The following is a 25,762-nucleotide window of genomic DNA, read 5'->3' on the forward strand; positions in this document are numbered from 1 at the left end:
TTGCTTATCGCTGCGTTTGGGCTGAATGTGTCGGCTTTTTGGCTTGCCGAGCATCCAAGCGCACTGACAAAGGGGACAACCCATGACTGATCTACAAACTGCTGCCCGTCAGGCTCTTGGCTTGATGGATTTAACCACGCTCAATGACAACGACACCAACGCTAAGGTCATTGCCCTTTGCCATGACGCCGTTACACCCGTGGGCAACACGGCGGCCATTTGTATTTACCCGCGCTTTATCCCTATTGCCCGTAAAACCCTGCGTGAGCTGGGCGTCGAGGGGCAGGTAAAAATTGCCACCGTCACCAACTTTCCCGATGGCGGCGATGATATCGATATTGCCGTTAGCGAAACCCGCGCCGCCATTGCCTATGGCGCTGACGAAGTGGATGTGGTGTTTCCTTATCGCGCCTTGATGGCGGGTGACGAGCAGCTTGGTTTTGAGCTGGTTAAAGCCTGCAAAGCCGTCTGCGGCGAAGTGCTGCTGAAAGTCATCATCGAAAGCGGCGAGCTCAAAAGCCCGGCGTTGATTGCCAAGGCCGCTGATGTTGCTATTGCCGCTGGTGCTGACTTTATTAAAACCTCCACTGGCAAGGTCGCCATCAACGCTACCTTAGAGGCGAGCGAGATTATGCTCAACGCCATTAAGCAAAGCGGTAAAGATGTTGGCTTTAAGGCCGCCGGTGGTGTGCGCACCAGCGAAGACGCCGCGGCTTATTTGGCCCTTGCTGAAAAGATAATGGGCCCGGGTTGGCTGAGCGCTGCGCATTTTCGCTTTGGGGCCTCTAGCCTGCTTGGCAGTTTGTTAAAAACCTTGGGCGTTGACGCAGTGGAGCAACAAGGGGGCTACTGATGCTGGCGCAGGAAATCATCCGCAAAAAGCGTGATGGCCTGCCATTGTCCAGCCAGGAGCTTCGTTTCTTCGTCAATGGTATTCGTGACAATCAGGTCAGCGAAGGGCAGATAGCCGCGCTGGCCATGGCCATCTATTTCAACGACATGACCCTGGACGAACGGGTGGCATTAACCCTTGCCATGCGCGATTCCGGCACTGTGCTTGATTGGCGCCCCCTCGATTTGGCAGGGCCCGTACTCGACAAGCACTCTACCGGTGGCGTTGGGGATTTGGTGTCCTTGGTGCTGGGGCCTTTGGTGGCGGCCTGTGGCGGCTATGTGCCGATGATCTCCGGCCGTGGCCTTGGCCACACCGGCGGCACCCTCGACAAGCTTGAGGCTATTCCTGGCTACAACGTCAGCCCGGATGACGCCGCCTTTAAACGCATTATCAAGGAAAACGGTCTGGCCATTATTGGCCAAACCGGCAGTCTTGCCCCGGCCGATAAACGCTTTTACGCCACCCGCGATATTACTGCGACGGTGGAGTCTATGGCCCTTATCACCGCGTCTATTTTGTCGAAGAAGCTCGCGTGCGGGCTTGATGCCTTGGTGATGGACGTTAAGGTCGGCTCTGGGGCCTTTATGCCGAGCTATAACCAGGCCAAAGCGCTGGCTGATGCCATCGCCACTGTGGCCGGCCAAGCCGGTACGCCCACTCGGGCGCTGCTGACCGACATGAATCAGCCGCTGGCATCAAGCGCCGGCAACGCTTTGGAGATAAGCGAAACGCTGCGCTATTTAAAAGCAGAAGGTCATAACCCGCGCTTGGGCGAAGTGGTTATGGCCCTTGGCAGCCAGATGCTACAAGCAGGTGGCCTTGCCAGCAGCGGCCAAGAGGCCAAAGTCAAACTCGACAAGGCCCTTGCCAGTGGCCAAGCGGCTGAACGTTTTGCCCGTATGGTGGCAAGTTTGGGTGGCCCTAGCGACTTTTTGGAAAGGCCCCAGCAATATTTGCCGCAAGCGCCTTGTCGCCGCGATGTTTACGCCGACCAGGTTGGGGTGGTTAGTTATATGGATACCCGCGCTATGGGTATGGCGGTGCTGGCACTGGGTGGTGGCCGCCGGCGCGCTGGCGATAGCATCGACAGCAGCGTTGGCCTAAGTGGCCTTATTCGTTTAGGCCAGCGTAGTGACCGGCCTTTAGCCACGGTACACGGCCGCAGCGAAGCCGACCTTGACGCGGCAGAAGCGGCCATTAAAGCCGCTATTAATGTGGGTGACTATCAGCCGTCGCCAGTGGTTTATGAGGTGCTATCTGGCTCATAACAACCCTGGGACAGTTGTGCCGAGGCTGCTACAAACTGGTCAGAACGCCTTTGGCACCCTACAATATCGGCCGCGTTATTGCCTTTGCGTTACAAGATGGTAATAACGCAGCCTGGATGCGCTATTGCGCGGGGTTCGACATCAATAATACGGACCGCTCAACAAGGTGACTTGGCACAAACGGCAACAGTTTGGTCATATCCGAGTGGTGCTGTTCGTGGTGAATTTTAGCGTTGGCGGTGCCAGCGTCTGTGGGCTTTGCCGTTGATTGGGTGCCTTTGGTGGCTTTTTGGCTTGCTAACCGAAGGTGCTTGGCTGAGCCTTAAAGGGTTTAACAAGCAATTGCTTTTGAGAATAGAAAAGGAAACGTTATGGCTACGCCGCACATTAACGCTAACCCGGGTGATTTCGCCGACGTGGTACTGATGCCAGGGGATCCTCTGCGCGCCAAGTATATCGCCGAAACCTTCCTGGAAGACGCTGTTGAAGTGACCAATGTTCGCAACATGCTCGGTTACACCGGCACCTATAAGGGACGTAAGATCTCGGTGATGGGCCACGGCATGGGCATTCCTTCTGTATCCATTTACGCCAAAGAGTTGATCACCGAGTTCGGCGTTAAAAAGCTGATCCGGGTTGGTTCTTGTGGTGCCATTAGCACCGACGTAAAAGTACGCGACGTGATCATTGGCATGGGTGCCAGCACCGATTCCAAAGTAAACCGCATGCGTTTTAAAGACCACGACTTTGCCGCCATTGCTGACTTTTCACTGGTGAAAAACGCCGTAGATGCGGCGGCAGCTAAGGGCGTAGCGGTCAGAGTGGGTAACGTGTTTTCGGCCGACTTGTTCTACAACCCCGATGCCAGCATGTTTGACGTCATGGAAAAACACGGCATCTTAGGTGTGGAAATGGAAGCGGCAGGCCTTTACGGCGTAGCGGCTGAATTTGGCGCGCAAGCGGTGTGTATTGTCACCGTTTCCGACCATATTCGTACCGGCGAAGAAACCACCGCCGAAGAACGGCAGTTGACCTTTAACGACATGATTGAAGTGGCGTTAGAATCGGTGCTGCTGGGTTAAGTTAAGTGTATTAAAAAAGCGCCTTTGGGCGCTTTTTTTATCGCCTAACAGCGTAGGCAATCAGAAAGCCCATCACGATGGCCATCAGCAGCATCACCCGCAGGCTTTTTCCCACTTGATGGCGATAGGTGCGGGAATCATGCACCACCTTTTCTTCCGACAAGGTAATACGCAGGTAACCTAAGATCTGGCCGTCATCTTTTATTTCAGACACATAAGGGATCAGGTGCTTCTCGTCGGCTTTTTGCAAAATGCTCAGCACCGTTTTATGGGAGCCGCTTCGGGCCAGCACCGCGCCGGTGGCGTCATAAATCGCGGCGTCCAGCAATTGCGGCTCCTTGGCCAAACGTTCTGCCAAGCCTTTTAAGGCGCTGTCTTCCCCTTGGCTCATCAATTGGCCGGCGGCGTAAGCGGCCTGTGAAGTGAGGGCTCTTGCCATCACATTAATTTGCTGGCGTTCCACCTCCAGCCCCGCCTGAGCCAGAGTTTGCCAGCGCCACAGCAGCACGCCTAGCAGCGAAAGTGCTAGGGTTATGGCTACCAAACGCAGCCAACGGCGGCGACGGCCAGGGAAAGTAGGTGTTGCCTTTTTCATCATGGCGCTATGATAGCCGCAGGAACCCCATTTGGAACAGCGCATTGAATCAGCAGGTTATCTTTTATCTTCCACATGAGATGTCTCTCGCCCTTATTGTTCAAGCACTGCCAGTTGCTCAGCGGGTCTTGGTGCCCGGCGAAAAAGGCCCGGCTTTACAGCCCTCTAACGCCTTGGAACGCAATGCTTGGCCACTTGAAGAAGGCCGGCGAGTCTACCGTGACAATAAGGTACATTTTCGCGGCTTTGCACCGGGTCTCACCTTAGGTGGCCTTTATGGCTTACTTGACGGTTTAGCCTGGAGCGAACTGAAATGGCGCCAGGGCGACAGCTTTGACCTTTGGTTTGAAACGGCGCCTGATAAAGCCTTGTATCTGCAGCGGGCCGAGGCGTTTAAGGTAGAACTGATGCCGGGGCCTTTTCCGTCATTGGCCGAACCGGGGCTGCTGATTATGGATATGGATTCCACCGCTATTGAAGGGGAATGCATTGACGATATTGCCGAGCTGTCCGGTTGTGGCCAAGCGGTGTCAGAGGTAACGGCCCGTGCCATGCGTGGCGAGCTGGATTTTTCCCAAAGCTTGAAAGAGCGGGTTGCCAAGTTGACTGGCACTCCTACCGAAGTGCTGGAAAAAGTGGCAGAAAATATCGCTTATACCCCAGGCATTGAAAGCCTTGTTAAAAGGCTGCAAGACGCGGGTTGGCAAACGGCACTGGTCTCTGGCGGCTTTACCTTTTTTGCCCATCGGGTACAGGAACACCTGGCGCTGGACTGGGCCGAAGCCAATGTATTGGAAATTGTCGACGGTAAGCTCTCTGGTCAGGTGCTGGGTCAAATCGTTGATGGCCAGTTTAAAAAAGACATGCTTATCCGCCTGCGTAACCAAGCCGGGCTGCCCGCTAGCCAAGTGTTGGCGCTGGGCGACGGCGCTAATGATTTGTTGATGCTGGCTGAAGCGGGCCTTGGCATTGCCTACCACGGCAAGCCAAAAGTGCGCCTCGCCGCACGCGGCGCGGTAATCAGCACCGACATGAGTGCCGTGCAGGCCCTGCTGGAAAACGCCGATGCCTGAGTCGCTGTTTGTAGCGGTCGATGGGCAGCAGCTGCATCTTCGTTGCTTTGGTCCAGACCAAGGGCAACCGTTACTGATGCTCCATGGCGCTATCAGCAATGGCAAAGTGTTTTATTCCGACTCCGGTAAAGGTTTGGCGCCGTATTTGGCGGCGCAAGGCTTTCGGGTTTATGTGCTCGACCTTCGCGGCCGTGGCTTAAGTGAGCCGCCTATCAATTCTCAGGCCCGGCACGGCCAGCTTGAGGCCATTCGCGACGACCTGCCGGCGGTGCAGCGTTTTATTATGGATAGGCATCCAGGGCAGGCAGTGCATTGGCTGGCCCATTCCTGGGGTGGTGTGCTGATGGCGTCTACCTTGGCGCGGTTTCCCGGCCTTGCTAGCCGTGTTGCCAGCCTGACCTTTTTTGGCAGTAAACGCAGTATTCATAGCTGGAGTTTTGAGCGGCTGATTAAGGTAGAGCTGGTTTGGAACCTGTTAGCGCCATGGTGGGTGAGAAGGCATGGGTATCTGCCGGCCAAAGCAAAAAAAATTGGCGCGGATAACGAAACGGCCAATGCCTTGGCCGACTCGATTGCCTGGGTTAAAAAGCGCCCTTGGATAGACCCCAAAGACGGCTTTGATTATGCCAAGGCGGCATGCAACGTTGACTGGCCAAGGCTTTGGCTATTGGCGGGTAAAGCGGATAAGGCTTTGGGGAATCCTCGGGATGTGGCGCGCTTTCAACAGGAAATGGCAGCGAAGGGGCAAATCACGCTGTTGGCGAAAACCAATGGCTTTCGCCGCAACTACAACCACCTCGATATGCTGGTAGGCAGTGATGCGGCGAAAGAGCTGTTTCCAAAAGTCAGGGATTGGCTTTTAGGTTAAGCATTAGTGCGGCGATTGCCGTGATATCGGTAACCTCAATCATGGCAACGGTACTCCAAAGGTCGGCTTCTAGCCGCTTGGCGCGGTGTAGCGCCTGCCGGCCAATAAAGTTCAGCTCCTGCTGGATGTAATGCATGTCCGGTTTTGGGGTACGCACCAGCTCCAATTGCCAAACCCCCCAACGGCCTTTTTCTAACGCTTTTTCTAAAAAACGCCGGGTTTCTGGACCGGGTAATTGGCTTTGCAGGCGACTCATCACCGGCAGGCCGTTGTTATCTAAGGCCACCAACAACGACTGGCTGCTGGCTTGTTGGTCGCGCCAATCATCAATGAGCTGGCGGAACATCTGCAAGCTCATCAAATTATCTAGCGGTACCTGGCCTTCGTGCAGTTGGCTCAGCCTCGATAGCATGACCGGTAGCGGCAGGCTGCTCACCGGCAGACCCAACCACTGGGGTTTGATTTTACCGCTGTCCTTTTGCACGAAAAGACAGCAGGGCAGGGCTGAAGCCACCAAGCTTTGGCGCAGTGCCCTGGCAATGCCAAAGCTTTGCGCGTCTTCTTCAACCCGCTGTAAGCGGCCTTCGTTGGCATCGATAAGTTGGCGGAAAAAGCGTTTAGCCGGGTGGGCCACACCGGTGCTTTGGATCATCAAATGCGCTCTTTGGTTTTGCGCATCAAAATGCATCAGCCGATAGGGCATTTGCATTAAATCAAAGCGACTGGACAGCTTTTGCAGCTTGGGCAGGGCCACGTCCAGTTCTGCCGGCATCTCTTCTAGCGGGCTTTGTAAGTTGATGCAAAGCCCTTGGGTCGAAAAATCCACCAGCTCGGCATTCAGTTCTTTGCCATCGGTGTAAAGCTGTACCGGCGTTTTATAGCGATAACGCGGCTCGATGCGCATGTCGTTAAAACGCATGGCAACGCGCTGCACACCGGGCCGCCACTGCACACAAAACGGCGCTAGCTGATTGGGGTCTTGTTTTACGTCTGGCATCTCCTGGGCAGCCTTGGTGAGCCACTCCTGGGTAACGTCCCGCAAAATGGCCAGGCTGCTCAGTTTCAGTAGCTCTTGGGGTATTTTCGGTAAAGGGGTATCGGTCAGCTGCAGTTCGCTATGGCTGGCGTTACTGTCTTTGTCGAGTGTGGCTAAGTCTTGCACCTCGGCATCGAACAGATTGACCTTAAGGACCTGCCAACCGGGTTTGCTGGCGGCAAACCGCAAAAAGCCTTCCAGCATGCCTTGGCGGCGCAGGTGGTCGATGTCGGCGGCAAATTGAAAAACCTTGCCTTGTTGATGGTGTTCAAAACGCAGTATGTAGCTTTCCCGTTCACTGCTGTCTTTTTCCAGTAAGGCTTTAACCCGTCTTGGTGACAGCATTTCCGGTATCAGGCTTTTATCACCATCAAATAACCGGTTTTGCAGCGGCCGGTTATGGTGTGTTGTCAGGCAATAGCGGGCAAGATGTTCTTGGTTAAAGAAAATGGCCATCGCCGAAGAATGGTTAAGCTGCATTTGCTCAAAACCACGGGAACGGGTGGTTTCCTGGATATGGCGAATATCCAGCTTGTAGCGCTTTTGATTGTGCTCAATCAGGTTTTCTAGCAGCGCCTTAACGGTTTCATCCGGGTCTTTAAGCTTGAGCTTGAGGCGGTTTTCTTGTTGGGAAATAACCTGATAAGCCAGGGCAGGCCAGGGCTTACGGCGGCTATCGGTCAGCTTGGGAAAGGTCAGCTCAACCGCTAATTCAGGATTTACATAGACTTGCTGGGCCAGAAGCACTTGGGCGCCGCTGGCCGAAATATCCGAGGTTGAGCCGCTAAGCTCGCCCATGCCCTGTTGGCGCAGCACGACCGGTGTGGCAAAGTGCATGCGCTCGCCGTCACGGTTTAACAGGCTGCCAAAGCGCACTAATTCCAGCCAGAGTGCGTCTTCATCTTCTTCGTCACTGTCTTGACTGAGTAGCTTGGCGGACTGAGCGTAGCGCTCTATATCATCAAAGATGGCCATGGTATAACGGCCAGCAAATTCTTTAAGGCCAGCTTCAAAAACCCGTTTGGCACCTTCGTCCATATAATGGGTTTGGCCTTTGTATTCTACCAATTGGCAGCGCTTAATACCCTTGGGCCTAAGGTCAATAACGCGTTGGCAAGGGGCCGCAACCCGGCGCAATTCCATGCGCAGCAGGAAGCGAGTATTAGAGTCTTCATTTTCGGTCAGTTGGTTAAACAAAGCCTCGAACTCTGGTTCGCCGACCAGAGCCCTGAGCTGACTGATAATGGGATGACTGGATACATCCTTGAATTCAGAGCGAATATCTAACACAGGTTCATTGTTGGATTGGTGTTAAGTCCATTATGTGGTGCTGATTCCGGGCTGTCGAGTCACTGATTTAATTAGACGTTAAGAGGATCTCATGGCGAAACGTAAAACCGCTTATGTTTGCAGCGACTGTGGCGCGGATTTTCCCCGCTGGCAAGGCCAATGCAGCGAATGCGGAGCCTGGAATACCATCACCGAAATGCGTCTAGGCCCCACGCCAAGCGGCCCGGCTAGCCGCACCGGTTATGCCGGAACCACCACCGCGCAAGTGACCACCCTTGCCGAAGTGGATTTAACCGAATTGCCGCGGATCCATAGCGGCTTTGGCGAACTCGACCGGGTGCTTGGCGGCGGCATCGTGCCAGGCTCGGCGGTGCTGATTGGTGGCCACCCCGGCGCCGGTAAATCAACGCTCCTATTGCAAACCATGTGCGCCTTGGCTGAGAAAATGCCAACGCTTTATGTCACCGGTGAAGAATCCTTGCAGCAGGTAGCAATGCGCGCCAAACGCCTTGGTCTTCCCACCACCAAGCTCAAAATGCTGACCGAAACCAGCATCGAAACCATTATGGCCATTGCCGAGCAGGAAAAGCCGAAGGTGATGGTAATTGACTCCATCCAGGTGATGCATATGGTCGATATTCAGTCGGCACCTGGGTCGGTGTCACAGGTGCGCGAGTCAGCTGCTTATCTCACCCGTTTTGCCAAGCAGAACAATGTGGCCATTATCATGGTTGGCCACGTCACCAAAGACGGCACCTTGGCAGGGCCCAAGGTGTTAGAGCACTGTATTGACTGTTCGGTGCTGCTGGAAGGCGACAGCGATTCGCGCTTTCGCACCCTGCGAGGCCAGAAAAACCGCTTTGGGGCGGTGAACGAGTTGGGGGTGTTTGCCATGACCGGCCAAGGCCTCAAGGAAGTGTCGAACCCGTCTGCCATTTTCTTGCAGCGCGCCGAAGAACAAGCCCCCGGCTCTATTGTTATGGTTATCTGGGAAGGCACTCGGCCACTGTTGGTGGAACTGCAGGCCTTGGTGGATGCCTCGCCACTGAATAACCCGCGCCGGGTGGCGGTTGGCCTTGAGCAAAACCGCTTGGCGATGCTGCTGGCGGTGATGCACCGTCACGGCGGGCTACAAATGTCTGACCAAGACGTCTTTGTTAACGTGGTGGGCGGGGTACGGGTAGCAGAAACCAGTGCTGACTTGGCGATGCTGCTGGCTATGGTGTCGAGTTTTAGAAATAGCGTCTTGCCGCGGGATATGGTGATTTTTGGCGAAGTGGGGCTGTCTGGAGAAATTCGGCCGGTGCCGTCGGGTTCTGAGCGCCTTAACGAGGCCGCCAAGCACGGCTTTACCCGCGCCATTGTGCCCAAGGCCAATGTGCCCAAGCAGCTCCCCAAAGGGATGTCAGTGGTGGGGGTCACCAAACTGTCTGAAGCGTTGGAAGCCGTGTTGTAAAAAAGCCGCCGTAAAGGCGGCTTTTTTAACGGCTTAACTGGCTGTCGATAAGGTTACCCAGGTTTCTTTCTAACAGCTCAGGGTTACCTAAGTTAAGCTCCACCAGGCGGCGCAAGCGGCTGGCCGATTCCACGTCCATTTCGTTAACCAAGAGGTGTAAATGGCCGCTACTGGTGCCCACTAAGGTGCAACTTAAGCGGATGTCGTCACCCACATCATCCAGTGCTAAATGTAATTGGCAGTATTCACCAATGCGGGCTGGCCACTCTGGCGGCTGGGTGATTAAGGCGCCTTTTAACGACAAGTCTTGCACTTGTGTTGGCCAGCAACGTTTTCCCAGGCAAATATTGGCTGGGCGCTCGAAAGGAATACGGGTAAATTCGCGGCGCTCAACAGTCACCATTGGTCCTCCCACAAGGTAAAGCAGTCACGGTATAACCAGTTGGTAGAGCCGAGGTATAAGGCGGCCATACGCTTAAGGTGTCCCGATGAATCGGCACAGATGTTCAGGCACTCCATGCCCAGTCGGTCCTGTTCTAAGAAACGAATTTGGGTATGCATCTGTATAAAGGCGTCGCCTTCGGGCAAGCGCAAACTTAAGGTGGCGTGATCGCCAATAATGAGATCTGAGGGAAGGGCACCATGCACCACGGCACCCTGCAAAGAAAGATCGAGCAGTGTGAAGTCCCAGCAGCGTTCGCCTTTGCAGATCCGCACCGGGGTGTTGCCAACGAATTGGATGAAACGACTTCGCTCAACCATGGCTTGATTCCGTAAAAGGTTGCCTAAGTATAGAAGCGACCAATAAAAATGCCGCCTGAAGGCGGCATTTGTTTAGCCAAAGCTTAGGTTAGCTCAATTTCTTGTACTTGATGCGGTGCGGTTCCATGGCCTGGGCGCCGTACTTGTCTTTCATGTACTCTTCGTAGTCGGTGTAGCTGCCTTCGAAGAAGTTCACTTGCCCTTCGTCGCGGTAGTCCAGAATGTGAGTGGCTACCCGGTCCAGGAACCAGCGGTCGTGCGAAATCACCATAGCGCAGCCAGGGAAATCCAATAGGGCGTTTTCCAGAGCGCGCAGGGTTTCAACGTCCAGATCGTTAGTCGGTTCATCCAGCAGCAAGAAGTTGCCGCCCGATTGCAGCAGTTTGGCTAAATGCAAACGGCCACGTTCACCGCCCGACAGTTCACCCACCCGTTTTTGCTGGTCGTTACCGCGGAAGTTAAAGCGGCCAACATAGGCGCGACTGGGCAGTTCAACGTTACCAACTTTGAGAATGTCCTGGCCGCCAGACACCTCTTCCCAGACGGTTTTATTACCGTCCATGGCGTCGCGGAACTGGTCTACTGCCGCCACTTGCACGGTTTCGCCCAGCACAACGTCGCCAGAATCGGGTTTTTCGGTGCCTTGGATCATTTTAAACAGGGTGGATTTACCGGCGCCGTTGGGGCCGATAATGCCGACAATAGCGCCCTTGGGTACGCTAAAGCTCAGGTCGTCAATCAGTACCCGGTCGCCAAAGCTCTTTTTAAGGTTACTTACTTCCAGCACCTTGTCGCCAAGGCGTGGGCCCGGCGGAATAAAGAGTTCGTTGGTTTCGTTGCGTTTTTGAAAGTCCTGGTTTTGCAGTTCTTCAAAACGCGCCATCCGGGCCTTGGATTTGGCCTGGCGGCCTTTCGGATTCTGGCGTACCCATTCCAATTCTTTTTGAATGGATTTTTGGCGGGCCGCTTCGGATTTTTCTTCCTGCTCCAGGCGTTTTTCTTTCTGTTCCAGCCAGGAAGAGTAGTTACCTTCCCAAGGAATGCCTTCGCCGCGGTCCAGTTCCAAAATCCAGCCTGCAACGTTATCGAGGAAATAACGGTCGTGGGTAATGGCCACAACGGTGCCGCTGTAGTCGTGCAAGAAGCGCTCAAGCCAGGCCACAGACTCGGCGTCCAAGTGGTTGGTTGGCTCGTCCAGTAGCAGCATGTCGGGCTGCGACAGCAGCAACCGGCACAGCGCTACCCGGCGGCGTTCACCACCCGACAGCTTGGTGACGTCGGCGTCCCAAGCCGGCAAGCGCAGGGCTTCGGCGGCGCGCTCTAGGGTGTTTTCAAGGTTATGGCCGTCTTTGGCCTGAATGAGGTTTTCAAGCTCACCCTGTTTTTTGGCCAGCTTGTCAAAGTCGGCATCCGGGTCGGCGTAGGCGGCATAAACCTCGTCGAGTTGGCGCATGGCGTCTATGACATCTGCCACCGCTTCTTCAATATTGCCGCGTACGGTTTTTTCCGGGTCCAGCTTGGGTTCCTGTGGCAGGTAGCCCACATTAATGCCGGGCTGCGGCCGCGCCTCACCGTCGATTTCGGTATCTATGCCTGCCATGATGCGCAGCAAGGTCGACTTACCGGCACCGTTCAAACCCAGCACGCCTATCTTGGCCCCGGGGAAGAATGACAGGGAGATATTCTTCAGAATGTATTTCTTGGGTGGTACGACCTTACTCACCCGGCTCATCGTGTAGATGTACTGAGCCATATCTTTTCTCTATGGTTGCGGGTTTGAATGAGGCCTATTGTATCCAAACGAATGGCCCTTACCAGCGATCCGGGATAGGAAAGCGATTGCGTATCAGGGTAAAATAGCGCCCACTTTTTCCTTTTGACGAACTGACGGCTAGCGAGCCCTGGAGAAACCATGTTGGATTCAAAACTTTCCATCGCACAATTTGACCCCGAATTGTGGGAAGCCATGCAGCAGGAGGTGCAACGCCAGGAGGATCACGTCGAACTGATCGCTTCTGAAAACTATACCTCTAAGCGCGTGATGGAAGCCCAGGGCTCCCAGCTTACCAACAAATACGCTGAAGGCTACCCCCATAAGCGTTACTACGGTGGCTGCGAATATGTTGATATCGCCGAAGACCTGGCCATTAACCGTGCCAAAGAGCTGTTTGGTGCTGACTACGCCAACGTTCAGCCCCATGCTGGTTCCCAGGCTAACAGCGCCGTTTACATGGCCCTTTGCGAGCCGGGCGATACCGTACTGGGCATGAGCCTGGCCCACGGTGGCCACCTGACGCACGGCGCTACCGTCAGCTTCTCCGGCAAGATTTATAACGCGGTGCAATACGGCATCAACCAGGAAACTGGCCTGATTGATTACGAAGAAGTACGTGCCCTGGCCAAAGAGCACAAACCGAAAATGATTGTGGCTGGCTTCTCTGCTTACAGCCAAATCATCGACTGGAGCATCTTCCGCGAAATCGCTGACGAAGTGGGTGCTTACCTGTTTGTTGATATGGCCCACGTGGCTGGCTTGGTTGCTGCTGGCGTTTACCCTTCGCCGCTGCCCCACGCCCACGTGGTAACCACCACCACCCACAAAACCCTGGCTGGCCCCCGCGGCGGCCTGATTTTGTCTGCCAGCGGCGACGAAGCTATCTACAAGAAGCTTAACTCAGCGGTATTCCCTGGTGGCCAGGGCGGCCCCTTGATGCATGTTATTGCCGCCAAAGCCGTTGCCTTTAAAGAAGCGCTGAGCCCTGAGTTCAAAACCATGCAGCAACAGGTGCTGAAAAACGCCCAAGCGATGGTGAAAGTCATGCAAGAGCGTGGCTACAAAATCGTCTCTGGCGGTACTGAAAACCACCTGTTCTTGGTTGACCTCATCGACAAAGACATCACCGGTAAAGACGCTGACGCCGCCCTTGGCCGCGCCAACATCACCGTCAACAAAAACTCCGTGCCTAACGACCCACGTTCTCCCTTCGTGACCTCCGGTCTGCGCCTGGGTACTCCGGCCGTTACCAGCCGTGGTTTCGGTGAAGCCGAAGTGACCGCCCTTGCCGGTTGGATCTGTGATGTGCTCGATAACATCACTGATGACGCCACCATTGAGCGTGTTAAAGGCCAAGTGCTTGATCTTTGCCGCCGCTTTCCCGTTTACGGTTAATTAAAACCGTCAATTCGGGTATCCTTCACTGGCCGCTTTTGCGGCCAGTTTTGTTTGGGAGGCCCCACATGCATTGCCCTTTTTGTAGTGCCGAGGACACCAAGGTGATCGACTCGCGCCTGGTTGCTGACGGCCATCAGGTCCGTCGTCGCCGTGAATGCCTGGCCTGTCATGAACGCTTTACGACTTTTGAAACCGCCGAACTGGTGATGCCGCGCGTAATTAAACGCGACGGTATTCGCGTGCCTTTTGATGAGCAAAAACTGCGCGGCGGTATTATGAAAGCGCTGGAAAAACGGCCAGTGGCGGCAGAAAGAGTCGAGCAGGCCATCAATAAAATTTTAAGTACCCTGCGCGCCACCGGCGAGCGGGAAGTGCCCTCCGGCATGATAGGTGAACTGGTCATGGACGCCCTTAAGGGCTTGGATAAAGTGGCCTATATTCGCTTTGCCTCTGTGTATCGTAGTTTTGAAGATGTCAGAGAATTTGGCGAAGCCATTGCGCGCTTAGAAGACTGAGTAGCTGATGACCGATGCAATTTGGATGGCTCGTGCCATCAAGCTGGCGGCTAAAGGTCGCTACACCACCGAACCCAATCCCGCCGTTGGCTGCGTCATTGTCAAAAACGGCGAAATTGTCGGAGAAGGCTGGCACCAGCAGGCCGGTACTCCCCATGCCGAAATTCATGCCCTGAATATGGCCGGTGCTAATGCAAGTGGCGCCACCGCTTATGTCACCCTGGAACCTTGCGCCCATTACGGCCGCACGCCGCCGTGCGCCGAAGCCTTGGTCAAAGCCGGTGTTGCCCGGGTGGTTGCCGCCATGGTGGACCCAAACCCCAAGGTGGCGGGCAAAGGCCTGAAAATTCTTGAAGATGCCGGTATTAAGGCCGAGTCGGGCTTGTTAGAAGCCGATGCCCGCGCCTTAAACCCGGGATTTTTAAAGAAAATGGAAACCGGCCTGCCGTATGTGCGGGTGAAGTTGGCAGCCAGTATTGATGGCCGTACCGCCCTTAACAATGGCCAATCGAAGTGGATAACCGGCCCCGAGGCGCGCAGCGATGTGCAGCGCCTGCGCGCCATGAGCGGCGCCATTATCACCGGCGCTGGCACGGTGCTGGCGGACGAGCCGTCCCTTAATGTGCGCCTCAACCAGTTTCCAGAGCCGTATCCGCTCGAACAGGTACGCCAACCGCTACGGGTGGTGCTGGACCGGCGGCAGCGGCTGGGTTCAGACAATGGTTTTTTCCAGGTGCCAACCCCGGCCTGGGTGGTGAGTAACCATCAAGATCACCGCACCTTTCCCGACCATGTTGAGACCCTGCGCTTGCCAGAAGAGGGCTTTTTAACGGCGCTATTGAAAAAACTGCCGGTGAACTCGGTATTGATTGAAGCCGGGGCCAAGTTAGCTGGCGCCTTTATTGCCGAAGGTCTGGTGGATGAATTAGTGCTCTACCAAGCGCCGGTGGTGATGGGCGACCAAAGCCGCGGTCTGCTGGCGCTGCCGGTATTTAGCGAAATGGCGCAAGCGCCACGCTTTAGCATCAAAGATGTACGTCAGGTGGGCGACGATATCCGCCTGACCCTGGAGGTGTCATGTTTACCGGCATAATTGAAGCGGTGGGCCGGGTTGCCAGCATCAAGCTCAGTGGCAGCGACGCGCTGCTGCGTATCGCCAGCGGCAAGCTGGATTTGAGCGACGTCAAGCTCGGCGACTCTATTGCCACCAACGGTGTTTGCTTGACCGTTACGGCTCTGCATGGCGACGGTTACAGCGCTGATGTCTCTGGCGAAACCCTCAAACGTACCGGCTTTGCCAAATTAAAAGCGGGCAGTGCGGTTAACTTAGAAAAAGCCTTATTGCCGACCAGCCGTTTAGGCGGGCATTTGGTTTCCGGCCATGTGGACGGCGTTGCCGAAGTGCAAAGCCGGCAAAACACCGACCGTGCCATCGAGTTTTGGCTAAAGGCGCCAGCGGCGCTTGGCCGCTACATTGCTGAAAAAGGCTCGGTGACCGTTGATGGCATCAGCCTTACCGTAAACGCCGTTGATGGCCCGCGCTTTCTGCTGACCATAGTGCCCCATACCCAAGGTGAAACCACCATCAAGGATTGGCAGGCCGGCAGCTTGGTGAATCTTGAAGTGGACTTGCTGGCCCGGTACGTCGAGCGGTTATTGACACCCAGCAGCGAGCCAAAAGAAAGCGTTACACTGGATTTATTAGCCCGTAGCGGCTTTTTGAAATAAGGATTGAGCATGGCCCTGTCACCCATTAAAGACATCATTGACGACATCCGCGCCGGCAAAATGGTCATTCTCATGGACGATGAAGACCGGGAAAACGAGGGCGACCTTATCGTTGCCGCTGAGAAAGTGACCCCGGATATTATTAATTTCATGGCCACCCATGGTCGCGGCCTTATTTGCTTGACCATGACCCGCGACCGTTGCCAGCGCTTGAACTTGCCGCTGATGGCAAAAGACAACAATGCCCAATTTGGCACCGCCTTTACGGTGTCAATTGAAGCTGCCGAAGGGGTGACCACCGGCATTAGCGCGGCTGACCGAGCCCGCACCGTGCAAGCGGCCGTTGCCAAAGACGCGGTGGCAAGCGATGTGGTGCAGCCGGGGCATATTTTCCCGATCATGGCGCAAGACGGCGGCGTTTTGACTCGGGCGGGCCACACCGAAGCCGGGTGCGACCTGGCGCGGTTGGCTGGTTTTGAAGCCTCCGGCGTTATTGTTGAAGTACTCAATGATGACGGCACCATGGCCCGGCGGCCACAGCTGGAAGCGTTTGGTGAAAAGCACGGCATTAAAGTGGGCACCATTGCCGACCTGATTGAATACCGCTCGCTGCATGAAACCACCATCGAGCGTATCACCCAGTGCAATTTGCCAACCCTTTATGGCGATTTTGACCTGGTAACCTACCGCGACACCATTGATGGCCGCCTACACTTTGCGCTGAAAAAAGGCGAGGTTTTGGCCGACACGCCAACCCTGGTGCGGGTGCATTTGCATAATCGCTTAACTGACTTACTGCTTTCCGACCGCAGCGTTTCACGCAGCTGGCCCCTGTACAAAGCCATGGAAAGGGTAGGGAAAGAAGGCGGCGTATTGGTACTGCTGGGGTCGGAAGAGTCTGATAGCGACCTGGTGCGCAAATTATTGCATTTTGCTGCCCAAGACTGCGGCCAGGAACCACCGCCTGCGCAGTGGAGCGGCACCAGCCGCCGCGTCGGTATCGGCTCGCAAATTCTGGCTGACCTTGGGGTCGGTAAAATGCGGCTGCTGTCGAGTTCCGATAAACGCTACCACTCCCTAAGCGGTTTTGGCCTGGAAGTGGTGGAGTATGTCGCCGAATAACGGCCATGGTAATCAGTAGGCCAATGTCAGGCGCTGTGCTAACATAGCGCCGTTTTTCTCGGGTCAAGAGTTACGCTATGAAGATCATTGAAGGCGGTTTTGCAGCGCCCAAGCACAAATTTGCGCTGGTGGTGTCTCGTTTTAATAGCTTTATTGTCGACTCCCTGGTCGACGGCGCCGTGGACGCTCTTAAGCGCCATGGTCAGGTACCGGATGAGCACATCACCATTGTGCGTGTTCCTGGTGCCGTTGAACTGCCTCTGGCAGCCAAGAAAGTGGCGGCGAGCAAAAAATATGACGCCATCATTTCTTTAGGTGCCGTGATCCGTGGCGGAACGCCCCATTTTGAATATGTGTGCGCTGAGTGCAACAAGGGCCTGGCCTCTGTGGCGATGGACTATGACATCCCTGTTGCCTTTGGCGTGCTGACTACCGATACCATTGAGCAGGCCATTGAACGGGCCGGCACCAAAGCAGGAAACAAAGGCGCAGAAGCTGCCCTTTCTGCCTTGGAAATGGTTAACGTCATCGACGCTCTGGAGGGCTGATGAAACCGGCTTTTCGTCGTAAGGCTCGCCGCCTTGCCCTGCAAGCACTGTATCAGTGGCAGATGACTAACGACCCTATCGCTGAGGTAGAGCACCAGTTCCTGACCGAGCAGGACATGAACGAAGTAGACGTGGATTATTTCCGCGATCTGATCGTTGGTGTTGCAACCCATACCGATGAGTTAGATACCATTTTGGCCGGCTACGTTAGCCGCCCACTGGCTGATGTCGATCTGGTAGAAAAAGCAGCATTGCGCCTGGGTCTTTATGAACTGACGCGCCGCAAAGATGTCCCTTACAAAGTGGCGCTGAACGAGGCCATTGAACTGGCCAAGACCTTTGCCGCAGAAGACAGCCATAAGTTTGTAAATGGCGTACTGGACAAATTTATTCGGGACCAACAGGGCAAATAACCCTGAAAGACCGTAAGGAGGGCCAGCAGTAATGCTGGCTTTTTATTGATGGCAAGCCGTGAATTCGCGTTAATCGACTCCTATTTCAAAGGCAAAGGCCACCAACGCAAGGATGTAGTTTTGGGCATCGGTGATGACTGTGCCCTGCTTGCAGTGAGTGACAACACCTTACTGGCTGTAACCACCGATACCCTGGTTGCCGGGGTGCATTTTCCTGAAAACACCCCCGCCCGGGCGATTGGCCATAAAGCGGTGGCGGTAAATCTGTCTGATTTGGCGGCCATGGGCGCTGAGGCGGCTTGGCTGTCGTTAGCACTGACGCTGCCCGAGGCGGACGAGGCCTGGCTTGCAGAGTTCAGCGCAGCGGTGGTGGAAGTCTGTGACTACTATGGCGTGACCTTAGTGGGGGGCGACACCACCCGGGGTCCGTTATCTATCACCATTACTGCCCAAGGCAAAATTCCCACCGGCAAGCAATTAACCCGCGGCGGCGCCAAGCCCGGCGACTGGCTTTTTGTGACCGGCACCTTGGGTGACGCTGCGTTGGGGTTGGCGCTGGTGCAAGGCCGAGAGCAAGCGTCCAGCGATAACCGCGAGTATTTAATTAACCGCTTGCATTACCCCACCCCAAGATTGGCTGCTGGCCATTCGTTGCGGGGTATTGCCTCTGCCGCCATTGATATCTCTGACGGTTTGGCCGCTGACCTTGGCCATATCCTCAAAGCCTCGCATTGTGGCGCTAACCTGTTTATGGAGCGATTGCCGCTCAGTAAAGCCCTTAGCGGAACGGTGTCTCAAGAAGCGGCCTGGCAGTTGGCGTTGGCGGGCGGTGATGACTATGAACTGCTCTTTACCGTGCCGGAGGCGCAAAAAGGTGCCTTGGATACTGCCCTTGCCCATTGTGGCGTGAAGCACAATTGCATCGGCCAGCTAAGAGGTGGGGAAGGCATTAGCTTCTTGGACCATGGCCAAACTATCGAGCTTGACGTACACGGTTATGAGCACAGCTGGTCATGAGTAAAACCGCCCCAAACCCGGTAAGGCTGCTGAGTCTTAAAAACCCCTGGCACTTTTTGGCACTCGGCTTTGGTTCTGGGCTTGCACCTAAAGCGCCGGGCACCTTTGGAAGCCTGGCGGCGATACCGCTATTTCTGGTACTGAGCCTGCTGCCTTGGCCTGCCTATGCGCTAGTTACCGTACTGGCCATCTATGGCGGCATTTATATCTGTGCCCGCGCCAGCCGAGATATGGGCGTACATGACCACAGCGCTATTGTTTGGGACGAAGTGGCCGGTATGCTGATTACGCTGTTTTTAGCGCCGGTTACCTGGCAATGGCTGTTGGTGGGTTTTTTGCTATTTCGCTTTTTTGATGTGTTAAAACCCTGGCCCATTAGCTGGTGTGACCGCCACTTACACGGCGGTTTTGGCATCATGATTGACGATGTGCTGGCAGGGGTTGTGTCTTTTGTTTTAATGCAGTTGCTGCTGCACTTCTTTACTATGTGAGCTGTGAATGGCGACCATGGCGGGAGCCATTTTTACGCAGTTTCTTCCCTCATCTTTTGCCTGATAAAGTGCCAAATCAGCCCGGCGCAGTAGCTCGCTCATTGTTTCATTACGGGCCAACTGGGCCGTGCCCACGGAAATGGTGACCTGCAGCCGCTCGGCGATGTCACTAAAATCGGTACTGGCCACGGCATCACGCATTTTCTCAGCCACCTTCAGGGTATTTTCGGCGTTGGTGTCGGGTAACAGCAGCACAAATTCCTCACCGCCCCAACGGGCAACCAAGTCTTGCGTGCGGCTATTGCTGCTCAAAAGGCTTGCCAGGCGTTGTAAGACGATATCGCCAACACTGTGGCCGAAGGTGTCATTAATGCGTTTAAAGTGGTCAGCATCAATGATAACCGCCGATAAAGGGAAACCATGACGGCGGCTGCGGGCCAGTTCGATTTCAGCGCGCCGCTCTAACGCATGGCGGTTATAAGCGCCAGTTAAAGGGTCGCGGGTAGCCAACTGCTCTAATTGGCGGTGTGAGGCGCGGCGGCTGCGGTCCATTTGCTCGTAAAGAATGGCCGACAGGGCGATCATCAAGGCACTGGCCTGGCTTATCACCACTATCAACAAACCAAATGACACACTGGGTGAGCGCTCGGCCGTTTTAATCAGCAGTAATCCCACCAAAAACGGCACACCCATACTTAAAAACAACTGTAACCGCGCCACTTTGCCGCCGGCCCAAGGGCTTAATATGGCTCTGATGCCGCCGCGGTGGGCACTGCTTAATAAAATGGCCAATGTTACTGGCGTCACCATCATGATGGTGGTGAGCGACATCTCGCCATAAAAATGCGACATGCCAAAGGCGTAGCCGGTCATGGCCACCTGTGGCATGGCAAAACCCAGCATTGCCAACAGTTGTGATAAGCGGGGCCGAAACAGGTTAAAGGCAATCAGCCCAAGGGCGCTCATCAATAAGCAAAAAGCGCTGTGCACACCAAAGTTAATGGCATGGCCATGTTGGTTAATACGCGAAAGGGTTTGCTCAAATGGCACTACATCGCTGGGAAGATGGGCGTCAAAAAACAGCCGTGCGGCACTGACCAATGCCACCAGGGTTGCCAGTAACAGTGCAAGATAACTGTGTTTACTGCGCAGCTGCGCCAAACTCAGCAGAATAATGCAACTGGCGGTGACCGGGTGAGAGCCTGGGCCTGTGACGACCGGGCGAATAATTTGTTCCATACCAAGCGGGTAGGAGAGCAGTACCAGCAGCGCGCTGGCAAGCGACAGCAATGCCAGTGGCTTGGTAACAGAGAGGGCAAACCTTACCAGAGGAAACTGACGATGCATGAAATGCGTAATGTCCTTTGCCGTTGGTAACAGCCCCAAAGATAGTCGCCTAAGCAAAAGGCTGCTGGAAAACATAGCTACAACTCTTAACGGCAAGGATATGAACACATGAAAAAGGCGCTGTTAGCGCCTTTTTCATTTACCTGGCTTGGATGCTGCGAACAATGCCTTTGGCATCGAGCCCCAACTCTTCGAGTATCTCGGTTTGGGAACCATGCTTGATAAACTCATCGGGCAAGCCAAGCTGCAGCAGCGACCTGTTAGCGCCAGTGGCATTGAGGTGCTCGGCAACCGCAGAACCCGCGCCGCCCATGACGACGTTTTCCTCTAGTGTTACCAGGAGTTCATGGCGCTGTGCCATGGCATCGACCAAAGCGCCATCTAGCGGTTTGACAAAGCGCATGTCGCACACCGTTGCATCGAGCTCTTCGGCGGCCTTTAGCGCTTCGTGCAGTAAGGTGCCAAAAGCCAAAATGGCAATTTTTTTACCACTGCGAACCTCGACGCCTTTACCTATCGGCAGTGCGGTCATGGTGGTTTGCAGCTCGGTGCCAATACCGCTGCCGCGGGGGTAGCGCACCGCCGCCGGGCCGTTGTACTGGTAACCGGTATAAAGCATTTGCCGGCATTGGTCTTCGTCGGCTGGGGTCATTACCACCATGTTGGGAATGGCGCGCAGGAAGCTTAAATCGAAGGCGCCCTGATGGGTGGGGCCATCGGCACCAACAATACCGGCGCGGTCAATGGCAAACAGCACCGGTAGATTCATCAAGGCTACATCGTGAATGAGCTGGTCGTAGGCACGTTGCAGGAAGCTTGAATAAATGGCGACCACCGGCTTTAAGCCTTCAATAGCAAAGCCTGCAGCCAGGGTGGTGGCATGCTGCTCGGCAATAGCGACATCAAAATACTGTTCAGGATATTCCTGGCTAAAGCGCACCATGCCCGAGCCTTCCCGCATCGCTGGGGTAATGGCCATCAGTTTGGGGTCGGTGGCAGCCATGTCGCAGAGCCAATCACCAAAGATTTTTGAAAAGCTTGGTTTGCTGCCACTGGCCTTGGGCAAGCTGTCTTGGGCCGGGTCAAACTTGGGCACGCCGTGGTAACCGATGGGGTCGTTTTCCGCCGGTGCATAGCCTTTACCCTTTTTGGTCATCACGTGCAGCAGCTGCGGGCCCTTGAGGTTACGCATGTTGCGCAGGCAATCGACCAGCCCTTCGACATCGTGGCCATCGATGGGGCCGATGTAGTTAAAACCCAGCTCTTCAAACAAGGTGCCGGGTACCACCATGCCTTTGAGGTGCTCTTCGGCTTTTTTCGCCAGCGCCTTAATCGGCGGGATCCCCGACAAAACCTTTTTGCCGCCTTCACGAAAGGAGGTGTAAAGACTGCCGGACAACAGACGGGCCAGATGTTTATTAAGGGCGCCGACATTTTCCGAGATAGACATGTCGTTGTCGTTGAGCACCACCACCATATCGGTACCGATATCGCCAGCGTGGTTCATGGCTTCAAACACCATGCCCGCGGTCAGAGCGCCGTCGCCAATAACCGACACCACTTTGCGGCCCGCGTTTTCTTTTTCGGCGGCAATGGCCATGCCGAGGGCGGCAGAAATGGACGTAGAAGAGTGACCAACAGATAAAATGTCGTATTCACTTTCTTCGCGCCAGGGGAAAGGGTGCAGGCCATTTTTTTGGCGAATGGTACCCATTTGTTCGCGCCGACCGGTGAGGATTTTATGAGGGTAGGCTTGATGGCCCACGTCCCAAACCAGGCGGTCAAAAGGGGTTTGATAGATGTAATGCAGCGCCACCGTTAATTCAACGGTGCCTAAGCCCGATGCCAGGTGCCCAGACGACTGACTAACCGATTCCAACAGATACCGGCGCAGTTCATCGGATAGCTCGGCGAGCTGCTCCTGCGGGAGTTTTCGAAGATCCTCTGGTGATGCAATATCACTGAGTAATGGGTAGTTCTTGTTATCGGTGCTCATCATTGCTTTGCTGGCGCCATTAGCGCTCTCGAGTGATGACATAGCGGGCGAGCGCTGCCAAATGCTCGCTATTGTAGGGTAATGAAGCCAAGCAGGACAGCGCTTCGTCTACCAGAGTCTGAGCTTTGGTTTTGGCCTGGTTCAGCCCAAGTAGGGCCGGATAGGTGGCTTTGTGATCTCGTTGGTCCTTGCCCTGAGTTTTACCCAAGGTCTCGGTATTGGCGGTAACGTCGAGAATATCGTCTTGTACCTGAAAGGCTAAACCGAGTTTTTCAGCAAACACACCTAATTGCTGATATTGGTCTTGCGCAATGCCGGCCACCAAAGCGGGCATCAATACGCTGGCACGGATCAGGGCCCCGGTTTTATGGGCATGCACCTGCTCGAGTTCGCTAAGGGTCAGTTCTTTGCCGGTGGCGGCCATATCCATTGCTTGCCCCGATACCATGCCGTGATAACCGGCAGCCTGTGCAAAAACCACTAACAGTTTTTGAAAGCCAGCCAAACTGGGTGTTTGGCATTTGGCCAGCTCTTCAAAGGCTAAACCTTGTAAGGCATCACCGGCCAAAATAGCGGTGGCTTCATCAAAGGCGACATGCACGGTTGGCTGGCCACGGCGCAGGCTGTCGTCATCCATGGCCGGCAGGTCATCATGGATAAGCGAATAAGCATGAATGCATTCAACGGCAGCGGCTAAGGGGTCAAGTTTGGCTTCATCAAGACCCAGCATCACGCCGGTGTTATAGGCCAAAAATGGCCGCACCCGTTTACCGCCCAGCAGCAAACCGTGGCCAATAGCGCTTTTTAGGGTTGGCGCTAAATCGGGCAACGCCGCCACCAGGTCGCTGAGGTAAGCATCTATACGCTGGCGGTAATAGTGTTGGTTTTCGACAAGACTCATGCGTCAGGCTCTTGATGGAAAGGGGCCATGCTCTTGCCATCGTCAAGTAGCATCTGTACTTTTTGCTCGGCGGCTTTGAGTTTTTGTTCGCTTTCTCTACTTAAGGCGACGCCTCGCTCGAACTGTTTTAATGCCTCGTCTAGACTGAGTTCACCCTGCTCAAGTTGAGTGACAACGGCTTCCAGTTCTTTGAGGTTTTCTTCAAAGGTCATGTTTTCAGGCTGTTTTTTGGCCATCTTTTACCCTTAAGTCGGTGCCACTTGCGGTCGATGAAGTTCTGGGCGCACAAATTACTGCCTAGCAGGCTTGAACGCAAACTTAAGCCCTTGTTCATCTCGCTCCTACAGGCAAGAATAAACTCGCAGTCGGGTAGTTGTTTACCCAGTTGGCGTAAAAATTAGGAGAGACTTACCTTGGATCTGGCAACACTCATTGGTCTTCTTGGCTCCTTTGCCTTTGTCGTTATGGCGATGGTTCAAGGGGGATCTCTCAGTGCATTCTATGACACTCCCTCCACCTTGATTGTGATTGGCGGCTCGCTTTGTGTGGTGCTGATCAAGTACAGCATGGGCCAGTTTTTCGGTGCAACTAAAATTGCCATGAAGGCATTTATGTTCAAGCTGGAAAAACCGGACGAATTGATCACCAAAGCGGTGGAAATGGCCGATGCGGCGCGTAAGGGCGGCTTTTTGGCCTTGGAAGAGGCCGAGGTGAAAAACAGTTTTTTCAGAAAAGGTATCGACCTGTTGGTGGATGGCCACGATGTGGAAGTGGTGAAGAGCAACATGCTCAAGGATATTGCCGAAACCACCGAACGCCACGAGCGCGGCATGTCGATTTTCAAAGCCATGGCAGACGTGGCCCCGGCCATGGGGATGATTGGTACCCTGGTTGGTTTGGTGGCAATGCTTAAAAACATGGATGACCCCAAAGCCATCGGCCCGGCCATGGCGGTGGCGTTGCTGACCACCCTTTACGGCGCCATTATTGCCAACATGGTGTGTATTCCCATTGCCGACAAACTCAACCTTCGAATGAACGAAGAAATGTTGAACCGCCGGCTGATCCTTGACGCAGTATTGGGCATTCAAGCCGGGCTTAATCCCCGGGTGATTGAAAACATGCTCAAAAACTATCTGGCTGAGTCCAAGCGCCAAGTGAAAACAACGGACGAATAGCCATGAGTGACGAAATCGAGAAGTGCAAATGTCCGCCGCCGGGGTTACCGGCCTATATGGGGACTTTTGCCGATTTGATGTCTCTGTTGATGTGCTTTTTCGTGCTGCTGTTGTCCTTTTCAGAAATGGACGTGATTAAGTTCAAGCAGATAGCCGGTTCGATGAAGTATGCCTTTGGGGTGCAAAACCGCATCGAGGTGAAAGATATTCCCAAAGGCACCTCGGTTATTGCCCAGGAATTTAGCCCGGGCCGTCCGCAGCCAACCCCCATTGAAACCGTGCAACAGCAAACCATGGAAATGACCCAGCAGAGCCTGGAGTTTCAGAACGGTGAAAGCCAGTATGTGGGCGGTGAAAACACCCAGCGCGACAATAAAATGGGCGGTGAAGCGGCCACCAGTGGTGAACAAAGCACCGTTGAGTCGTCAGAAGATTCCCAACAACAGCAAGAGCAGCAGCAAGAAAGCAGCGAACTGGCCCGCACCATGGCCCAGGCCTTAAGTTCGGAAATCAAAGACGGCGCTATTGAGCTGGAAGCCCTTGGCCAGCAGTTGGTGATTCGGATCCGTGAGCAAGGCTCCTTTCCGTCGGGTTCTGCCTTCTTGCAGCCCAAGTTCAGGCCCATTATTCACAAGGTGGGTGAGCTGCTAAAAGATGTGCCTGGGGAAATTACCGTGTCGGGCTTTACCGACGACATGCAGGTGCATTCCGAACTTTACACCTCGAACTGGGATTTGTCGGTGCAGCGGGCGCTGGCGGTAACCAATGAGTTGTTAAGAGTGAAAGGTCTTGCGCATAACCGTTTGATTGTACGTGGTTTTGCTGACACCCGGCCCCTGGTTCCCAACACCTCTTATGCCAACAGGGCGAAAAACCGCCGGGTGGAAATTGCCATTAATCAGGGCAAACCCAAGTACAGCGACCAGCTGCCTTCTACCCCCAAACCTTGATTTGAACCAGCAAAAGCGGCGCTTAGGGTGAAAGCGCCGCGGTTGCAGAGTATAATCCG

The 25,762-nt window shown here is 54.7% G+C and carries 26 protein-coding genes; 17 read left to right on the forward strand and 9 right to left on the reverse strand.

The genetic code is table 11. The features are described 5' to 3' along the window. The first annotated feature begins 82 nt into the window (after positions 1-82). The 3 genes from deoC (at position 83) to deoD (ending at position 3,245) form a co-directional block, all read left to right on the forward strand. The gene (gene deoC / locus DW350_RS03060; RefSeq protein WP_115717432.1) at positions 83-853 is read left to right on the forward strand and encodes a deoxyribose-phosphate aldolase; all 771 of its coding nucleotides are present in this window, start codon (positions 83-85) and stop codon (positions 851-853) included. Beyond that, positions 850-2,163 (forward strand): thymidine phosphorylase, encoded by a 1,314-nt coding sequence (deoA, locus tag DW350_RS03065; RefSeq protein WP_115717433.1) that lies wholly within the window; start codon positions 850-852, stop codon positions 2,161-2,163. Before deoC ends, deoA begins: the two co-directional genes overlap by 4 nt. Positions 2,164-2,534: 371 nt before the next feature. After that, positions 2,535-3,245: a purine-nucleoside phosphorylase gene (gene deoD / locus DW350_RS03070; RefSeq protein WP_115717434.1), complete on the forward strand. Its 711-nt coding sequence runs from the start codon at positions 2,535-2,537 to the stop codon at positions 3,243-3,245. A gap of 37 nt (positions 3,246-3,282) precedes the next feature. Here the strand turns inward: deoD and DW350_RS03075 are convergent, their stop codons facing one another. Next, on the reverse strand, positions 3,283-3,885 hold the full coding sequence (locus tag DW350_RS03075; RefSeq protein WP_115717435.1) for an AhpA/YtjB family protein: 603 nt from the start codon (positions 3,883-3,885) through the stop codon (positions 3,283-3,285). 35 nt (positions 3,886-3,920) lie between these two features. Here DW350_RS03075 and serB point away from each other — a divergent pair, with 35 nt between their 5' ends. Both serB and DW350_RS03085 read left to right on the forward strand, forming a co-directional pair. Then, positions 3,921-4,913 (forward strand): phosphoserine phosphatase SerB, encoded by a 993-nt coding sequence (gene serB / locus DW350_RS03080; RefSeq protein ID WP_152032929.1) that lies wholly within the window; start codon positions 3,921-3,923, stop codon positions 4,911-4,913. Further along, entirely contained in the window at positions 4,906-5,781 is an 876-nt protein-coding gene (locus tag DW350_RS03085; protein WP_115717439.1) for an alpha/beta fold hydrolase, read from the forward strand. The genes serB and DW350_RS03085 overlap by 8 nt, the downstream gene beginning before the upstream one ends. On the opposite strand, the gene DW350_RS03090 is transcribed toward DW350_RS03085, so the two are convergent. Continuing rightward, entirely contained in the window at positions 5,759-8,107 is a 2,349-nt protein-coding gene (locus DW350_RS03090) for a PilZ domain-containing protein (RefSeq protein ID WP_115717440.1), read from the reverse strand. The genes DW350_RS03085 and DW350_RS03090 overlap by 23 nt on opposite strands. A gap of 91 nt (positions 8,108-8,198) precedes the next feature. On the opposite strand from DW350_RS03090, the gene radA reads away from it, so the two are divergent. Further along, positions 8,199-9,563 (forward strand): DNA repair protein RadA, encoded by a 1,365-nt coding sequence (gene radA, locus DW350_RS03095; protein WP_115717441.1) that lies wholly within the window; start codon positions 8,199-8,201, stop codon positions 9,561-9,563. A gap of 25 nt (positions 9,564-9,588) precedes the next feature. On the opposite strand, the gene DW350_RS03100 is transcribed toward radA, so the two are convergent. From DW350_RS03100 to ettA, 3 genes are all read right to left on the reverse strand, one after another. Further along, on the reverse strand, positions 9,589-9,966 hold the full coding sequence (locus DW350_RS03100) for a PilZ domain-containing protein (RefSeq protein WP_115717442.1): 378 nt from the start codon (positions 9,964-9,966) through the stop codon (positions 9,589-9,591). Next, a complete protein-coding gene (locus DW350_RS03105; RefSeq protein ID WP_115717443.1) occupies positions 9,960-10,325 on the reverse strand; it encodes a PilZ domain-containing protein in 366 nt (121 codons plus the stop codon). The genes DW350_RS03100 and DW350_RS03105 overlap by 7 nt, the downstream gene beginning before the upstream one ends. An 88-nt stretch (positions 10,326-10,413) precedes the next feature. Beyond that, on the reverse strand, positions 10,414-12,078 hold the full coding sequence (ettA, locus tag DW350_RS03110; protein ID WP_115717444.1) for an energy-dependent translational throttle protein EttA: 1,665 nt from the start codon (positions 12,076-12,078) through the stop codon (positions 10,414-10,416). Between the two features lie 159 nt (positions 12,079-12,237). Between ettA and glyA the strand changes: the two genes are divergently transcribed. From glyA to DW350_RS03155, 9 genes are all read left to right on the forward strand, one after another. Further along, positions 12,238-13,494 (forward strand): serine hydroxymethyltransferase, encoded by a 1,257-nt coding sequence (gene glyA / locus DW350_RS03115; protein ID WP_115717445.1) that lies wholly within the window; start codon positions 12,238-12,240, stop codon positions 13,492-13,494. A 68-nt stretch (positions 13,495-13,562) separates the two neighbouring features. Continuing rightward, positions 13,563-14,012: a transcriptional regulator NrdR gene (gene nrdR / locus DW350_RS03120; RefSeq protein WP_115717446.1), complete on the forward strand. Its 450-nt coding sequence runs from the start codon at positions 13,563-13,565 to the stop codon at positions 14,010-14,012. A 7-nt stretch (positions 14,013-14,019) separates the two neighbouring features. Beyond that, the gene (gene ribD / locus DW350_RS03125) at positions 14,020-15,105 is read left to right on the forward strand and encodes a bifunctional diaminohydroxyphosphoribosylaminopyrimidine deaminase/5-amino-6-(5-phosphoribosylamino)uracil reductase RibD (RefSeq protein ID WP_115717448.1); all 1,086 of its coding nucleotides are present in this window, start codon (positions 14,020-14,022) and stop codon (positions 15,103-15,105) included. Then, positions 15,090-15,740 carry a riboflavin synthase gene (locus tag DW350_RS03130; RefSeq protein WP_115717449.1) on the forward strand — a complete coding sequence of 217 codons (651 nt, stop codon included), beginning with the start codon at positions 15,090-15,092 and terminating at the stop codon, positions 15,738-15,740. Before ribD ends, DW350_RS03130 begins: the two co-directional genes overlap by 16 nt. 9 nt (positions 15,741-15,749) lie before the next feature. Further along, positions 15,750-16,862: a bifunctional 3,4-dihydroxy-2-butanone-4-phosphate synthase/GTP cyclohydrolase II gene (ribBA, locus tag DW350_RS03135; RefSeq protein WP_115717450.1), complete on the forward strand. Its 1,113-nt coding sequence runs from the start codon at positions 15,750-15,752 to the stop codon at positions 16,860-16,862. Between the two features lie 77 nt (positions 16,863-16,939). Further along, on the forward strand, positions 16,940-17,410 hold the full coding sequence (gene ribH, locus DW350_RS03140) for a 6,7-dimethyl-8-ribityllumazine synthase (protein WP_115717452.1): 471 nt from the start codon (positions 16,940-16,942) through the stop codon (positions 17,408-17,410). Continuing rightward, complete coding sequence (gene nusB / locus DW350_RS03145; protein ID WP_115717454.1) at positions 17,410-17,823, forward strand: transcription antitermination factor NusB; 414 nt, start codon at positions 17,410-17,412, stop codon at positions 17,821-17,823. The genes ribH and nusB overlap by 1 nt, the downstream gene beginning before the upstream one ends. 48 nt (positions 17,824-17,871) lie before the next feature. Next, a complete protein-coding gene (gene thiL / locus DW350_RS03150) occupies positions 17,872-18,840 on the forward strand; it encodes a thiamine-phosphate kinase (protein ID WP_115717455.1) in 969 nt (322 codons plus the stop codon). Then, entirely contained in the window at positions 18,837-19,331 is a 495-nt protein-coding gene (locus DW350_RS03155; RefSeq protein ID WP_115717457.1) for a phosphatidylglycerophosphatase A family protein, read from the forward strand. Before thiL ends, DW350_RS03155 begins: the two co-directional genes overlap by 4 nt. Here DW350_RS03155 and DW350_RS03160 read toward each other — a convergent pair. The 4 genes from DW350_RS03160 to DW350_RS03175 form a co-directional block, all read right to left on the reverse strand. Beyond that, a complete protein-coding gene (locus tag DW350_RS03160) occupies positions 19,296-20,678 on the reverse strand; it encodes a GGDEF domain-containing protein (protein ID WP_192954792.1) in 1,383 nt (460 codons plus the stop codon). The genes DW350_RS03155 and DW350_RS03160 overlap by 36 nt on opposite strands. Positions 20,679-20,817: 139 nt before the next feature. Further along, positions 20,818-22,674, reverse strand: a complete 1,857-nt coding sequence (dxs, locus tag DW350_RS03165) for a 1-deoxy-D-xylulose-5-phosphate synthase (RefSeq protein ID WP_115720544.1) — start codon at positions 22,672-22,674, stop codon at positions 20,818-20,820. 19 nt (positions 22,675-22,693) lie between these two features. Further along, positions 22,694-23,575 carry a (2E,6E)-farnesyl diphosphate synthase gene (ispA, locus tag DW350_RS03170; protein ID WP_115717459.1) on the reverse strand — a complete coding sequence of 294 codons (882 nt, stop codon included), beginning with the start codon at positions 23,573-23,575 and terminating at the stop codon, positions 22,694-22,696. Further along, entirely contained in the window at positions 23,572-23,811 is a 240-nt protein-coding gene (locus tag DW350_RS03175) for an exodeoxyribonuclease VII small subunit (protein ID WP_115717460.1), read from the reverse strand. The genes ispA and DW350_RS03175 overlap by 4 nt, the downstream gene beginning before the upstream one ends. A 177-nt stretch (positions 23,812-23,988) precedes the next feature. Here DW350_RS03175 and pomA point away from each other — a divergent pair, with 177 nt between their 5' ends. Continuing rightward, positions 23,989-24,753 carry a flagellar motor protein PomA gene (gene pomA / locus DW350_RS03180; protein ID WP_115717462.1) on the forward strand — a complete coding sequence of 255 codons (765 nt, stop codon included), beginning with the start codon at positions 23,989-23,991 and terminating at the stop codon, positions 24,751-24,753. 2 nt (positions 24,754-24,755) lie between these two features. Further along, positions 24,756-25,703, forward strand: coding sequence for a flagellar motor protein MotB (locus DW350_RS03185; protein WP_115717464.1), 948 nt, complete (start codon positions 24,756-24,758; stop codon positions 25,701-25,703). The last annotated feature ends 59 nt before the right edge of the window (positions 25,704-25,762 follow it).

Source organism: Gallaecimonas mangrovi (assembly GCF_003367375.1).
Taxonomy (GTDB): Bacteria; Pseudomonadota; Gammaproteobacteria; order Enterobacterales; family Gallaecimonadaceae; genus Gallaecimonas; species Gallaecimonas mangrovi.